Here is a 15,003-nt window from a genome sequence, read left to right on the forward strand (position 1 = left end):
GGCCGCCCCCTCGGGACAATGAAGCTGGCATCCTCGTATAGTGAGTCGGAGTCTAACCCATGCCTTTTGGTCTGGGAAGGGACCGGGTGGAAAACCTCCTCGCAGGCGCCCGGGGACTTCAACACCCGTTCCGCCCGCCTGTCTAACCGAGCAGCGCCCTCCGGAGGGTATCGAGTCCTACGGAGCCTACGTTCAGCGCCCGCGTATGGAATTCCTTCAGGTCAAAGCCTGGCCGGGCTTCGAGTTCCGCGCGGATCTGTTCCCACAGCCGCTGCCCCACCTTGTAGGAGGGAGCCTGGCCCGGCCAGCCGAGGTAGCGGGTAAATTCAAACTTCAGTTGCCCCTCGCTGATGGGCAGGTTTTTCTTCAGGAAGTCGTAGCCCGCCTCCGGGGTCCAGGTGCCGGTACCCCACCGCTCCGGAACGGCGAGCTCCAGGTGGACGCCGATGTCGAAGACCACCCGGGCGGCGCGCATCCGCTGCATGTCCAGCATGCCCATGTGATCACCGGGATCGGACAGGTAGCCGAGTTCCTGCATGAGCTTCTCTGCATACAGCGCCCAGCCTTCACCGTGGCCGGACGTCCAGCACACGTTGCGGCGCCAGTTGTTCAGGAGCTCGCGGCGGTAGGTTGCGGTGGCCACCTGCAGGTGGTGGCCAGGGACTCCTTCGTGGAAGACAGTGGTGGTCTCCGCCCAGGTGGTGAAAGTGTCTTCGCCTGCCGGTACGGACCACCACATCCGGCCGGGGCGGCTGAAGTCATCGGACGGTCCGGTGTAGTAAATGCCACCTTCGTCGGTCGGAGCGATGAGGCACTCAAGCTTCTTCATCACGTCCGGGATGTCGAAGTGCACACCGGCCAGGTCCTTGATGGCCTTGTCGGAGAGTTCCTGCATCCAGGCCTTCAGGGCATCGGTGCCTTTGATTTGGCGCGCGGGATCGTTGTTGAGGATTTCCTTGGCTTCGGCGATGCTGGCCCCGGCCTTGATGGTTTCGGCCACTTGTTCCTGCTCGGCAATCAGGCGGTCCAGTTCCTGGACGCCCCAGGCGTACGTTTCTTCAAGGTCAACGGTGGCGCCCAGGAAGGAACGCGAGGCCAGCGCGTAGCGTTCCCTTCCCACGGCGTCCTTCTGCGGGGCTGAGGGAAGCAACTCCGTGCGGAGGAATTCGGCGAGGCGGCTGTAGGCGCTGCGGGCGGCGGCAGCACCGGCGTCGAGCCTTTCCTGGACTGCCGCCTCCAGCGGCCCGTCGGCAATCTTGGCCTCCGCAGCCAACTTGGCAAAGAAGCCGTCCTCGGCGGCGTACTTCGTGGTTTGCTCGATGACGATGCTGACCTGGCGTTGCGCCGAAACCCTCCCTGCATCACGGGCCTGGCGGAGGGAAGCGATGTAGCCGTCGATGGCATCGGGAACGTTCAGGGCACGGCCCGCGATGTGCTCCCAGTCCTGCGCCGTGGCCGTGGGCATGAGGTCGAAGATGGCGCGGATGTCCTGCGCCGGGGAGGCAATGTTGTTCAGTTCGGCTTCGTCCCAGCCGGACTCACGGATTTCCAGCTGCAGTCCCAGCCGCTCGCGCATCGCATCCAGCGTTACGGCGTCCACGTCGTCCTGGGCTTCCAGCCCTTCCAGAGCGTCGAGCGTCTTCCTCGCTTCGGCGGCAAACTCCGCAATACCGGCGGGGGAGTAGTCCTGGTATTCCGTCTCGTGTCCCGGCAGGCCCAGGGTGGTGGCGAAGGACGGATTCAATCGGATGAGCGTGTCGGTGTACTCATTCGCTACGGCGTCGATGGCGGTGCGTGGACGGGCGGAGGGCGCGGTTTCAGTAGTCACTCCACGAGACTAACGGTGCCCCTGGCGGTTAGGGAATGTTAGCCGCGGCTCCGCTTCCAGGCGCCCGGGCCAGGTGTGGGTGCCAGCCGCAGCTGCTGCCGGCGCACCCAATGCCGGACAGTGGGTTTGCGGACCTCAGCGGTCTCCTGGCTTTGGAGGGAAAGCACGACGGCGGTCAGCGCGGCGAGCTCCTCGGCCGACGGTTGGCCCTTCACCACGGAAATCAGGGCGTCCGGCGTCTCCGCAACCGGGCTGTCCGCGGTCACAGCGGGATGTTCCCGTGCTTTTTGGTGGGCAGGCTGGCACGTTTGTCCCGGAGCGCCCGCAGGCCCCTGATGATCTGCGGCCGGGTTTCGGACGGCGCGATGACCGCGTCCACGTACCCAAGCTCCGCGGCCTGGTAAGGGTTGAGGAGCTCCTCCTCGTACTGCCGGATGACCTCGGCACGCCGGGCTTCAACGTCTCCGCCGGCCTCGGCAACGGAAGCGAGATCGCGGCGGTAAAGGATGTTGACGGCGCCCTGGGCTCCCATGACGCCGATCTGGGCGGTCGGCCAGGCCAGGTTGAGGTCTGCCCCAAGCTTCTTGGAACCCATCACGATGTACGCGCCGCCGTACGCTTTGCGCGTAATGACGGTCAGCTTGGGGACGGTGGCCTCGGCGTAGGCGTACAGGAGCTTGGCGCCGCGGCGGATGATGCCTTGGAATTCCTGGTCCTTCCCGGGAAGGAAACCCGGAACGTCAACCAGCGTGATGATGGGGATGTTGAAGGCGTCACAGTGGCGGACAAAGCGGGCAGCCTTCTCAGATGCCGCGATGTCCAGCGTGCCGGCGAACTGCAGGGGCTGGTTGGCCACGATCCCCACAGTGTGCCCTTCGACGCGGCCGTAACCGATCATCACATTGGGGGCGTAGAGCGCCTGCATCTCGAGGAAATGTGCGTCGTCAACGATCTGCTCGATGACGGTGCGCATGTCGTAGGGCTGGTTCGCGGAATCGGGGATGAGCGCATCCAGGGCGAGGTCGTCGTCGTCGACATCCAGCTCCTGCTGGTGCTCCAGGACCGGGGCCTCCGACAGGTTGTTCGACGGCAGGAAGTCCAGGAGCTCGCGGACGAATTCGATGGCATCTGCTTCGTCGGAGGCCAGGTACGTGGAGGTTCCCGTGGTGGCGTTGTGCTGCCGGGCACCGCCCAGGGTTTCCATATCCACGTCCTCGCCGGTGACGGTCTTGATGACGTCGGGGCCGGTGATGAACATGTGGGAGGTCTTGTCCACCATGACCACGTAGTCGGTCAGCGCCGGGGAGTAGGCCGCTCCGCCGGCGGAGGGACCCATGATGAGGGAGATCTGCGGGACCACGCCGGAGGCATGGACGTTGTTGCGGAAGATGTCCGCGAACATGGCAAGCGACGCGACACCTTCCTGGATGCGGGCGCCACCGCCGTCGAGGATTCCCACTACGGGGCAGCCGTTGCGCAGCGCGAACTCCTGGACCTTGACAATCTTCTCGCCGTTGACCTGGCTGAGGGATCCGCCGTAAACGGAGAAGTCCTGGCTGTAGACGGCCACGGGGCGGCCATCGACGGTGCCGTACCCGGATACCAGGCCGTCACCGAGCGGCTTCTTCTTTTCCATACCAAAGGCGGTGGAGCGGTGCACGGCGAGCGCATCGAATTCGATGAACGATCCCTCATCGACGAGCAGTTCAATCCGTTCGCGCGCGGTGTTCTTGCCGCGGGCGTGCTGCTTCTCTATGGCTTCGGGGCCGGAGGGCTGTTCTGCACGGGCCTGGCGGTCGCGGAAATCGGCGATCTTTCCCGCTGTCGTTGTCAGATCGTGGCTCATGAAGTGTCTCCGGCTCTGTAGCTGATGGTGGCTGGTCCTGGGATGCTGCGGCGCATTAAGTAGCTTCCGCACAAAAACAGGACCCTGCTGGCTAGTCTAGTGACGCTATTCGTCGGGACCGCTGTAGAAAACCTACAATTTTCTGCGCTCGAGTGACGCCGAGACGCTTGTTACTCGCCAGTAACATACTTGGGTTACAGTGGAGCCATGACTTCGAGCAATGATGCTTCGGGTGCCGCTGCAGTGCCGTACCAGGCCGCCGGTTCCCTACAGGGCCGGACCCTGCTGATCTCGGGAGGCAGCCGCGGGATCGGGCTGGCCATAGCTACCCGGGCCGCGCAGGACGGCGCCAATATTGTACTGATGGCCAAGACCGGCAAGCCGCACGCGAAGCTGGCAGGGACCGTTTATACCGCCGCGGAACAGATCGAGGCAGCGGGCGGCCAGGCACTGCCTCTGGTGGGTGATGTGCGCAACGACGACGACGTTGCCGACGCCGTTGCAGCAGCAGTGGAAATGTTCGGGGGCATCGACGCCGTCATCAACAACGCCTCAGCTATTGACCTGTCCCGGACTGACGAAGTGGACATGAAGCGCTACGACCTCATGCAGGACATTAACGTCAGGGGCACCTTCCTGCTGTCCAAGCTGGCGCTTCCGGCACTGCGGAAGTCGGAGGCCGGTCAGATCCTGACGCTATCCCCGCCGCTGAACCTGGACCCCAAGTGGGCCGGAAAACACCTGGCCTACACCATGGCCAAATATGGCATGAGCCTGACCACCCTGGGGCTGGCGGAGGAACTCAAGGCGGACGGGATCAACGTCAACTCCCTTTGGCCGTGCACCCTGATTGATACCGCTGCTATCCGCAACATGCCCGGCGGGTCCAGCATGGTCCAGGCCGCCAGGGGCCCCCAGATCATGGCCGACGCCGCGCACGCCGTCCTAACCGGCGCCGTCCTGGCTGCCGGGGGGCCATCCACCGGCAACTTCTACACTGACGAGCAGGTACTCGCCGCAGCCGGGGTGACGGACTTCCGGCCCTACAGCCTGGGCGCAGACGAAGACCGGTTGGTTCCTGACATCTTCCTCTGAACCTGATGGTCGCGGGAGCCCGAGGGTGGGCAAGTCGATAGGATTCAAGCATGGATGACGCACACGCCCCGGGCATACCGTTGAACCGCGGAGCCTTGGCAGACCAGGATTTTCTGTCCGCCACAGGCATCGCGAAGCTCGTGGTGGTGGACTCCACCGGTTCCACCAACGCCGACCTCCTGCGGTCAGTCACTGTGGAGCCGAAGTCCTGGCCGGATCTTTCTGTCCTGACTGCTGAGTACCAGACAGCAGCCCGGGGCCGCCTTGACCGCCGGTGGGAGGCCCCTCCCTTAAGTTCCGTATCTGTCTCGATTGTGCTCAGGCCCGTCAATGCCGAGGGGCGGCCGCTGCCGGCGCAGTGCTACTCCTGGTTGTCCCTGCTGGCCGCCTTGGCGCTGCGGGAAACCCTGTTGGAGACTGCCGGCATCCCTGCGGAGCTCAAATGGCCCAACGACGTCCTGGTCCGCGGCCGGAAAATCGCCGGAATCCTCGCCCAGCTTGGCCCCATGGTGGAGGGCTCCGCGCCGCCGGTCATCCTGGGCACCGGCCTGAACGTCAGCCTCAGTTCCGCCGAACTTCCCGTCCCTACGGCCACCTCGGTAGCACTGGAGCAGCCCGTGACGGTGGACCGGACGCTGCTGCTCAAGAGCTATCTCTCCCATTTCGCCGTGCTCTATCGCAGTTTCTGCAACGCCGACGGCGATCCCGCCGCCGGGATGGCCGGCGGTCCGTCACTGCACAAGCGGGTGGAAGCTGTCCTGGTGACCCTGGGCAAGCAGGTCAAAGCCCAGTTGCCCGGTGACCACGAGATCATCGGGCACGCAACGCGTTTGGACGATTACGGCTCCCTGCTGGTTGTCGACGGTGCCGCTCATGAACATGTGGTGACAGCCGGCGACGTCGTGCACCTCCGCCCCTGGACCCCGCCGGGCCAAACGCCGCGGCAGGGGACCGAAAGCGGTTATGCGTAGAGACCTCGTGCCGGGGGAACAGGTGATAGTCACCACGCGCCCCCAGCCGAGGAAGCTGATTGCGCCAGCCGCAGCCTTCATCGCCGCTCCCGCGGCGGCGGCGTTCGCCAGCGCCTGGATCATCCGGGGGGAAGCGGAACGGCTGGTCCCCGCGCTCTCCCGGGAATGGTCTCCCTGGCTGGTCACAGGATGCATCCTCGGCGCCGCATGGATATGGTTGGCCTACTGCCTCCCACGCCTGCTGAAATGGCAGGGGACCCGTTACACGCTCACTAGCCGCAGGATAGTTGCCAGATACGGCATGTTGAAGCGGCGGGACCAGCAGGTGAACCTGGCAGCGGTCCGCAACCTGATGCTTACCCAGACAATGGGGCAGCGCATATTGCGGTCAGGGAATATATCCTTGGAAACCGGATACCAGGGGATAGTCACAGTTGTTGATGTGCCGGAAGTTGCAAGATTCCGGGACTTTATCCTGGATGCCATCGACGAGTTGCCCGGGGACGTGGCATTTGGGGCAGGCGACCCTGCGGAGGAACGCGGGACGCTGCCATGGGAGTTGAGAGAAGGTGGGACAGATGAACGATGACGAGCAGCAGGAGCAGCAGGCTCCTGGTGTCGACGCCCGGCCTGCCATCGTGCACCCCGCCACCGGAACTCTTTCCGCGGAACGATTGGCTGCCAAGGCACTTGAAGCCCGGCTCTTGGGCGGCGACCGCAAACTGCGGCGCCGCGAAGTCGCAGCCGGCGCAGGGCTGTCCCTCCTCTCGGCACGCAAACTGTGGCGGGCGCTCGGCTTTCCGAATTTCGGCGATGAGGACGTGGCGTTCACGGAACGCGACCAGGCAGCCCTTTCCACCGTGGTGGACCTGGTCCGCACCGGGAAGCTGACCGAAGAGGCAGCGATCTCCGTGACCCGCGCCATTGGGCAGATGACCGACCGGATGGTGGTCTGGCAGATCGAAGCCCTGGTCGAGGACATGGTCCATGAACAGGGAGTCACCGATGCGGTGGCACGCAAGAGGCTGGTGAACGAACTTCCGGCGCTGGTGGACGCCCTTGAGGAGATGCTGGTCTATAGCTGGCGGCGCCAGCTCAATGCCGGTGTCCAGCGGCTCGCCGTTCGGGCGGAAGCCGGCCTGCAGGCCAGCGAAGAGGGCCGCGAAGGCGACGAGGATGACGCTCCGCTGCCTCTGGCACGCGCCGTCGGATTCGCTGACCTGGTGTCCTACACCAGCCTGTCACGGCGCATGAATGAGAAGACCCTCGCCAGGCTGGTCCAGAGGTTCGAGAACAAATGCGCTGAAATCATCTCCGTAGGCGGTGGGCGCCTGGTTAAGACCGTCGGCGACGAAGTGCTCTACATTGCCGAGACTCCTGCTGCCGGCGCCGAGATCTCGCTTGCCCTCGCCCAGGCATTCACCGAGGACGAGATCCTGCCCGAGGCCCGCGTGGCGATGGTCTGGGGCCGGATCCTGTCCCGGCTCGGAGACATCTATGGCCCTACCGTGAATCTTGCCGCCCGGCTCACCACTCTGGCGGACCCGGGAACCGTGCTGGTGGATTCCATGACAGCCTCCGCCCTGGACCAGGACGAGCGTTTCGTCTTGCTCCCGCAGCCAGCCGAAAACGTCCGTGGCTTCGGCGAAATCCACCCCGTCCGCCTTGCCAGGGGACTGGGCAAGGGCCTGGTCCTGGACTGAGCCTGAAACCGGAAGCAACGATTTTATCCATTTGATGGCGAATAGCGCTATAGTCATGAATGCCCGGCGATAGCTGGCCGGAGACCGGCCCTGCCGGAGGCTACCTGGGGGAACCGAACCGTGAATTTTCGCCGATCTGCGCGCGCTACGGGAGCGACAGCAGCCGGACCGCGCATCCGCCCGCCCCGCTGGTTTGCAGCTACCGCTTTTAGTGTCGCCGCTGTGGTTTTGGTCACGGGTGCGGTGTTGTATCCGGGGTTTAAGACCACTGAGGTGGAGTTGAACGACGGCGGTGTGTGGGTGGTGTCGAAGTCGAAGAATGCTGTGGGGCGGTTGAATTATCCGTCGCGGGTTCTTGATGGTGCGGTGACTCCGGCGAGTACGACGTTTGATATTTTGCAGCATGCCGGGGATGTGTTTGTGGATGATGAGACGGGTTCGACGCTGAACCAGGTTTCTCCTGCGAATATGCGCCTGGGTGGGGATAAGCAGTTGCCGGGTTCGGCCGATGTGAGCTTCGGTTCCGCTGTCATCTCTGTTACGGACGCGGCGAAGGGCAAGGTCTGGGCTCTCTCGCCATCCACTGTCAACGGCTTCGACGCAGAGTCCACAGAGCCTGTGCTGGCCGCGTCGCAGGGCACTGCGTCCGCTGTGGGCGCTGATGACCGGATTTATTCTGCGGATCCGGAGACTGGCACGGTCACGGTCACGGCCGTGGATGCTGACGGTGAGGTGACGTCGTCGGAGTCCAGCACGTGGGGTGAGCTGAAGGGTTCCGGTGATCTGCAGATCACGGTGGTGGGGGACAAGCCGGTGGTGTTGGATGCTGCGGCGGGGAAGCTGTTCCTGCCGGGCGGGAAGCGGCTGCAGTTGGAGAACGCGCGGGATGCGAAGTTGCAGCAGGGCGGTCCGGGCAGTGATTTTGTGGCGATTTCGACGCAGAAGGCGTTGTTGAAGCAGCCTTTGGATGGTTCCATGGCGAAGACGGTGACTTTCGATGGTGAGGGTGTGCCGGCGGCGCCGGTGCAGCTGGGTGGTTGTGTGCATGCGGCGTGGTCGGGTGCGAACAAGTACGTGCGGGACTGCACCAACGATGCTGATGACAAGAATGTGGATGTGCCCAAGGCGAGTGCGTCGCCGTCGTATGTTTTCCGGGTGAACCGGGGCCTGGTGGTCCTGAACGATGTGAACTCCGGGAATGTGTGGCTGGTGAACCAGAACATGCAGCTCGTGAACAACTGGGACGACGTCATTCCGCCACAACAGACGTCCGACGACGCCGACAAGGACTCCGCGGACGAAGTCCAGCAGACGGTATTGCCGGACCGGACCAAACCCAACAGCGCGCCGGTCGCCAAGCCGGATACCTTTGGGATACGCGCGGGAAGGACCGCGATCCTCCCGGTGCTGGACAATGACACCGACCCCGACGGCGACATCCTCACGGTCCGTGCCCCGGAACCGATCAAATCCGGGCTCCTCGCCCCGATCTACGGATCCACCGGCTTCCAAGTCACTGTCCCGGCAGACAGGACCGGCTCCGAGACCTTCAAATACACCGTCGATGACGGCCGTGGCCTCACCGCCTCTTCCGACATCACCCTCAATATCATCCCGCCGGGGGAGAACTCCGCCCCGCGGCAGAAGCCGAACCGGAACACCACGCTCGTGGTGCAGGCCGGCAAAATCGTCAGCCAGAACATCCTCACCGACTGGACCGACCCCGATGGCGATGACCTCTACGTAGTCAGTGCCACCGGAAGCGACCCCCGCGACCAGGTCAAAGCCCGGCCCGACGGACTGCTCACCTTCCAGGACGCCGGTACGGAGCCGGGCCGTAAAGTGGTCACCCTCACGGTGTCCGACGGCCAGTCGACCGCCGAGGGCAAAGTCACAGTGGACGTGCGCGCGCCGGGTGCGCTGCCGCCCATCGCCAACGCAGACCACGTCGTCGCCGTCGCCGGTGTGGACACCGTCATCGCACCGCTGAAGAACGACTCCGATCCGCAGGGAGGTGCGCTTCGTCTCGCCCAGATCACGCCGGACGGCAACTCCACAGCCACCATGGGCGCGGACCAGCAGACCTTCACCTTCAACTCCACGGCCCAGGGCGCACACTACGTGTCCTACCTCGTGACCAACGGTCCGGCCAGTGCCCAGCAGCTGGTTCGCGTGGACGTGGTTTCCGGCGACAGCGATGGCGCCCCCGTCGCCGTGCGGGACACGGCCCTGCTGCCCAGCGGCGGCACTGTTCTGGTGGATGTCCTTGGTAACGACTCGGACCCCTCCGGCGGCGTGCTTGTGGTCCAGTCCGTCACGGCGGCCGACGGCCTGCCGGTGAGCGTCTCGGTGGTGGATCATTCCGTCGTCAGGATCACCGATATACGGGCGCAGGGCCAGCTCAACGTTAAATACACGATCTCCAACGGCAAGTCCTCCGCCAGCGGGGACATCGCGGTCCTGGTAGTGCCCGCGCCGGCCAAGCTCCAGGCCCCCCAGGCCAAACCGGACGAAGTGTCAGTCCGGGTCGGCGACGTCGTCACCATTCCCGTCCTTGAAAACGACACCGACCCCAACGGCGGGAAGCTCACCCTTGAGCCGGAGCTGGCCCAAAAGCCGGACGACGCCGACGGCCGCATCTTCCGCGCGGGCAACGCATTACGCTTTATCGCCGGAGACGTGCCCAAGACCGTCTACGCGATCTACAAGGTCACCAACGAATCCGGACAGTCGGACTCCCAACAGGTCACTATCCGCGTCCGCGCCCGCGATGACGAACGCAACACCCGCCCCGAACCCAAAAACCTCACGGCGCGCGTGGTGTCAGGGATGGTGGTGCGAATCCCCGTGCCCCTGGACGGCATCGACGCCGACGGCGACTCCGTGCAACTGATCGGGGTGGATAAGGCCCCCGCGATGGGAACGGCTGTAGTCAAGGACGGCTACCTTGAGTTCACAGCGATCGGAACAGCCGCCGGGACCGACACGTTCACCTACCGCGTCCGGGACCGGATTGGCGCCGAGAACACCGGCACGGTGATTGTCGGGGTTGCTCCGCCGGAGCCCAACAACCAGAAACCCATCGCCATGGATGACTCCGTGGAAGTGCGGCCCGGACGCAAGATCGCCGTGGACGCCCTCAGCAACGACTCAGATCCGGATGGTGACCCGCTCGGGTTGGTCTCCGACGCCTTCGAGGCCCGGCCCGAGCTCCGCGTCGAAACGGCCGCCGGCGGCAGGGTACTGCTGACCGCCCCGGGCGCCGCCGGCAACGAGAGCGTAGGCTACAAGATCCAGGACGACAAGAAGGCCCAGGGCAGCGCCGTCATCAGGGTCAGGGTGAGCCCCGACGCCACCCTCAAAGCCCCAATTGCCAAGGACGACGTCGTCACGCCCGCCGAGACGCTGGGCAAATCCGCCGTCGACGTTCCTGTCCTGAAAAACGACTCCGACCCCGACGGCGTGGCCTCCGAACTCAGGATCACGCTGCCGGACGGAAACCCGAACGCCCGGGTCGGCGGCGACGGCAACGTGGTGGTCAGCCTGGCACCGGTGGACCAGCTGGTCCCGTACACCGTCACCGACGTCGATGGCCAGAATGCTACCGCTGTCGTCTGGGTGCCCGGGCAGGGTGAAGAGCACCCTACCCTGGCCCGCGCCGACGTCGTGGAAGTGATGGCCGGCAAGGAAATCACGCTTGACCTGAGCGAGTACGTCCGGGTTCGGGACGGCCGCGCCCCACAGATCACCCAGGCGGACAAGGTCCGGGTGCAGGGCGCTGACACCCAGCACGTCATCGGTGGCAATGCCAGGACACTGCGCTACGCGGCACTCAAGGACTACGTCGGTCCCGGTTCCCTCACCTTCGAAGTGACGGACGGCTCCGGTCCGGAAGATCCGCAGGGCCTGAAATCCACGCTGACCATCATCACCAATGTCATTCCGGACCCGAACGCCAACCACGAGCCCACCTTCAGCGGAAGCGACCTCGAAGTGCCGAAGGCCGAAACAGCCAGCTTGGACTTGGGCAATTTGGCCAGGGATGCGGACGCCGGGGACCAGGAAAAGCTCACATTCGAGTTGGACGGGACCACGCCCGAAGGGTTCACAGCCACGATTGATGGGCAGACGCTCAACGTCCGCTCCGAGGCCGGAATGGCCGCGGGCCGCAAGGGGACCATCCCGCTGAAAGTCACCGACGGACGCTCCGGAGCTGTCAAGGCGTCAGTGACGGCCACCGTCGTGGCATCAAACCGGCCGCTTGCCACCGCCAACGAGGACGTCGTCGACCAAGCCAACGCGGGCCGGGCCGAGACTATTAACGTCCTCGCCAACGACTTCAATCCGTTCAGCGACACGCCGCTCAAGGTTGTCTCAGTCGGCGTCGAAACCGGATCCGCTGCCGGCCAACCCGTCATCAACGGGGATTCTGTCACGGTGACGCCGGCTGAAGGATCCAAGGGCGTCATGGTGCTGCGGTACACGGTCTCGGACAAAACCGAGGATCCGTCCCGCCAGGTGAACGGCCGCGTCCGCATCACAGTCAGGGACAAACCGGATGCCCCCTCGGCCCCCACAGCAACCGATGTACGCAGCCGGACGGCAGTGCTCAAGTGGGCCCCGCCGTCGGATAACGGCGCCACGATCACCGGCTATACGGTCCGGTCCAACAACGGCTTCGAACAACAGTGCGCCACTACAACGTGCACACTCAGCGGGCTGACCAACGACGTCAAGTACATCTTCACGGTGACCGCCACCAACGAAGTGGGAGACTCCCCGGCGTCCCCGCAGTCGAACGAAATCCGGCCCGACGAAAAGCCGTCCCCGCCGGAGGCGCCCACTGTGAAAGCTGGCGACAAGAACATGGTCATCAACTGGCTGCCGGCCAAAACGGAAGGCTCGGCCGTCAAAAGCTATAACCTCGAAATCTCTCCGCCGCCGGCCAACGGAATCGCCGTCAAGAACGGCGTGACCGGCCTGACGTACACCTGGCCCGGCCTGACCAACGGAGTCCGCTACAAAGTGCGCGCGCAGGCCGTCAACGAGCTCGGTCCGTCCGACTGGGGCATCTACTCCTCCGAAGACAACCCGGCCGGAGTCCCAGCCGCACCAGCCGCACCGACGTCAGCCGTGGCTTCTGCGGTAGGAACCACCAACCAGCTCCGGGTGAACTGGACGGAACCGGATACCAACGGGGACGCGATCAGGAATTACTACGTCACGATGAGCGGAGGCGGCGGAGCGCCGCAGACCCAGACCATCGCGGGTACGGTACGGACGGCCAATTTCACGGCAAACAACTCCGAAGCTGAGTACACGTTCACTGTCCAGGCCGAAAACAAGGCAGGAAAGGGTGCCGTCAGTCCGCCATCGGCACCCCGGCGCGCCACCGGCAAACTCGGCCAGGTCTCAGGCGTTACGGTCGCCGCTGCGGACACCGGAGGAGCCGGGCGGAAAGTGACCATCAACTTCAAGGAACTGACCGCCGCGGAACGCAACGGCTCGTCCGCGGATGAGGTCAGCTACAGCTACAACGCCAGCACCGGCCAAAGCGGCCCGATCGCCCGCGGCCAAACGGTGGGCGGCTTTACCAACGGCACCCAGACCACGATCACGGTGATCGCGCACTCCACGGTTGCGCCGAGCTCCAATGGCAGCACCGGGGCCTCGACCACCCCCTTTGGGTCACCCGGGACGCCGGCGGCATCCGGGCAGAACGGTGCCATGAACCAGAAATCGCTGACCCTGAACTGGTCCTCACCGTCCACCACCACCAATGACGTAGTTAGTACCCGGATCAGCATCGACGGCGGCGGCTGGGAGAACGTGGCCCCGTCCGGCAGCAGGGTCATCAACACGGGAGGATTCAGTGAGTCGCATCGCATCGACGTGAAAACCATCAACTCGCTGGGCACTGAAAGCGGTGTGGTGTCCGCGTCCGCGTCCTCGGGTGCGCAAGGCGAATGGATCACCACCGTCGTCAAGGGCACGGACCTGGTGCGCACCTGCACGTTCGAGTATGGCAAGGCCAGCTACCGGCCAAGTCCGTACTTCGACTGCCAAGGTGTCAACAAGGGCGATACCCCGCCGTGGTTTTACGTCAACAGCGGCGAGCGGATCGTGGTCCACTGCTACGTCATGATGAATGACCACTGGACCAACACCCCGGATCAGCCGTTCTACCGGATTGAACCCGGCTCCAACCGAAACGTCGGTTATTACATGGTCGCGGGACACTCACAGCTCGGTCAGCCTTACTCCCACGGGATCCCGCGATGCTGAGGGATGTTGGGAGCGGATGCGGCAGCGAATCGGTTGGGGAGGGCTCCCCATCGCGGCTGCTCCGAAGCTTGGGTAGGCTGACGCGGGGAACAGAGAGCCCGATACCGGGTCTTTGGACAGGATGGCCTGGGGGCCGCCACAAAATTGAGGGAAAAGTAACGCTGTGACAACTCTGCTGGGGAAGCTTGGGCTGAAAAGGCGCCACAACAAACTCACGAAACGCAACAAGCGGCTGATCACCGGCACAGCATTTAGTGCTGCGGTAGTGGTGTTGGTCACGGGTGCGGTGTTGTATCCGGGGTTTAAGACCACTGAGGTGGAGTTGAACGACGGCGGTGTGTGGGTGGTGTCGAAGTCGAAGAATGCTGTGGGGCGGTTGAATTATCCGTCGCGGGTTCTTGATGGTGCGGTGACTCCGGCGAGTACGACGTTTGATATTTTGCAGCATGCCGGGGATGTGTTTGTGGATGATGAGACGGGTTCGACGCTGAACCAGGTTTCTCCTGCGAATATGCGCCTGGGTGGGGATAAGCAGTTGCCGGGTTCAGCCGATGTGAGCTTCGGCGCAGGCGTGATTTCGGTGACCGATCCGGCGTCGGGCAAGGTTTGGGCGGTGTCGCCGTCCACCGTGAACGGGTTTGATGAGGAATCGTCGGAGCCGGTGATGGTGGGCTCCGAGGGGTTGGTGTCCGCTGTGGGCGCTGATGACCGGATTTATTCTGCGGATCCGAAGACTGGCACGGTCACTGTCACGGCCGTGGATGCTGACGGTGAGGTGACGTCGTCGGAGTCCGGCACGTGGGGTGAGCTGAAGGGTTCCGGTGATCTGCAGATCACGGTGGTGGGGGACAAGCCGGTGGTGTTGGATGCTGCGGCAGGGAAGCTGTTCCTGTCGGGCGGGAAGCGGCTGCAGTTGGAGAACGCGCGGGATGCGAAGTTGCAGCAGGGCGGTCCGGGCAGTGATTTTGTGGCGATTTCGACGCAGAAGGCGTTGTTGAAGCAGCCTTTGGATGGTTCCACGGCGAAGACGGTGACTTTCGATGGTGAGGGTGTGCCGGCGGCGCCGGTTCAGCTGGGTGGTTGTGTGCATGCGGCGTGGTCGGGTGCGAACAAGTACGTGCGGGACTGCACCAACGATGCTGATGACAAGAATGTGGATGTGCCCAAGGCGAGTGCGTCGCCGTCGTATGTTTTCCGGGTGAACCGGGGCCTGGTGGTCCTGAACGATGTGAACTCCGGGAATGTATGGCTGGTGAACCAGAACATGCAGCTCGT

General features: G+C 64.2%; 8 protein-coding genes and 1 pseudogene. 6 read left to right on the plus strand and 3 right to left on the minus strand.

Annotated features, from left to right (window positions below; genetic code table 11):
* Nucleotides 1-142 precede the first annotated feature (142 nt).
* From ACLKOZ_RS02950 to ACLKOZ_RS02960, 3 genes are read right to left on the minus strand one after another with little or no spacing between them, the layout of a single operon-like run.
* The gene (locus tag ACLKOZ_RS02950) at nt 143-1,828 is read right to left on the minus strand and encodes a DUF885 domain-containing protein (protein ID WP_436472690.1); all 1,686 of its coding nucleotides are present in this window, start codon (nt 1,826-1,828) and stop codon (nt 143-145) included.
* A gap of 38 nt (nt 1,829-1,866) precedes the next feature.
* Nucleotides 1,867-2,094, minus strand: a complete 228-nt coding sequence (locus tag ACLKOZ_RS02955; RefSeq protein WP_376045553.1) for an acyl-CoA carboxylase subunit epsilon — start codon at nt 2,092-2,094, stop codon at nt 1,867-1,869.
* Nucleotides 2,091-3,674 carry an acyl-CoA carboxylase subunit beta gene (locus tag ACLKOZ_RS02960; RefSeq protein ID WP_337346547.1) on the minus strand — a complete coding sequence of 528 codons (1,584 nt, stop codon included), beginning with the start codon at nt 3,672-3,674 and terminating at the stop codon, nt 2,091-2,093. The genes ACLKOZ_RS02955 and ACLKOZ_RS02960 overlap by 4 nt, the downstream gene beginning before the upstream one ends.
* 207 nt (nt 3,675-3,881) lie before the next feature.
* On the opposite strand from ACLKOZ_RS02960, the gene ACLKOZ_RS02965 reads away from it, so the two are divergent.
* The 6 genes and pseudogenes from ACLKOZ_RS02965 to ACLKOZ_RS02990 form a co-directional block, all read left to right on the plus strand.
* A complete protein-coding gene (locus ACLKOZ_RS02965; protein WP_436472693.1) occupies nt 3,882-4,769 on the plus strand; it encodes an SDR family oxidoreductase in 888 nt (295 codons plus the stop codon).
* Nucleotides 4,770-4,819: 50 nt separating this feature from the next.
* Nucleotides 4,820-5,740 carry a biotin--[acetyl-CoA-carboxylase] ligase gene (locus ACLKOZ_RS02970; RefSeq protein ID WP_436472695.1) on the plus strand — a complete coding sequence of 307 codons (921 nt, stop codon included), beginning with the start codon at nt 4,820-4,822 and terminating at the stop codon, nt 5,738-5,740.
* Nucleotides 5,733-6,329: a PH domain-containing protein gene (locus tag ACLKOZ_RS02975; protein ID WP_436472697.1), complete on the plus strand. Its 597-nt coding sequence runs from the start codon at nt 5,733-5,735 to the stop codon at nt 6,327-6,329. Before ACLKOZ_RS02970 ends, ACLKOZ_RS02975 begins: the two co-directional genes overlap by 8 nt.
* Nucleotides 6,319-7,443, plus strand: coding sequence for an adenylate/guanylate cyclase domain-containing protein (locus ACLKOZ_RS02980; protein WP_436472699.1), 1,125 nt, complete (start codon nt 6,319-6,321; stop codon nt 7,441-7,443). The genes ACLKOZ_RS02975 and ACLKOZ_RS02980 overlap by 11 nt, the downstream gene beginning before the upstream one ends.
* 222 nt (nt 7,444-7,665) lie before the next feature.
* The gene (locus ACLKOZ_RS02985; protein ID WP_436472701.1) at nt 7,666-13,728 is read left to right on the plus strand and encodes an Ig-like domain-containing protein; all 6,063 of its coding nucleotides are present in this window, start codon (nt 7,666-7,668) and stop codon (nt 13,726-13,728) included.
* A gap of 163 nt (nt 13,729-13,891) precedes the next feature.
* Nucleotides 13,892-15,003: pseudogene (locus ACLKOZ_RS02990) on the plus strand (Ig-like domain-containing protein); the annotation flags it as partial.

This window comes from Arthrobacter sp. R4 (assembly GCF_051365025.1).
In the GTDB taxonomy this organism is placed as follows: Bacteria; Actinomycetota; Actinomycetes; order Actinomycetales; family Micrococcaceae; genus Arthrobacter.

Bases quoted from the DNA above. Each gene is read 5' to 3' on its own strand.
- ACLKOZ_RS02980 (WP_436472699.1), top strand. From the start codon at position 6,319: ATGAACGATGACGAGCAGCAGGAGCAGCAGGCTCCTGGTGTCGACGCC.
- ACLKOZ_RS02975 (WP_436472697.1), top strand. From the start codon at position 5,733: ATGCGTAGAGACCTCGTGCCGGGGGAACAGGTGATAGTCACCACGCGC.
- ACLKOZ_RS02965 (WP_436472693.1), top strand. From the start codon at position 3,882: ATGACTTCGAGCAATGATGCTTCGGGTGCCGCTGCAGTGCCGTACCAG.
- ACLKOZ_RS02970 (WP_436472695.1), top strand. From the start codon at position 4,820: ATGGATGACGCACACGCCCCGGGCATACCGTTGAACCGCGGAGCCTTG.
- ACLKOZ_RS02960 (WP_337346547.1), bottom strand. From the start codon at position 3,674: ATGAGCCACGATCTGACAACGACAGCGGGAAAGATCGCCGATTTCCGC.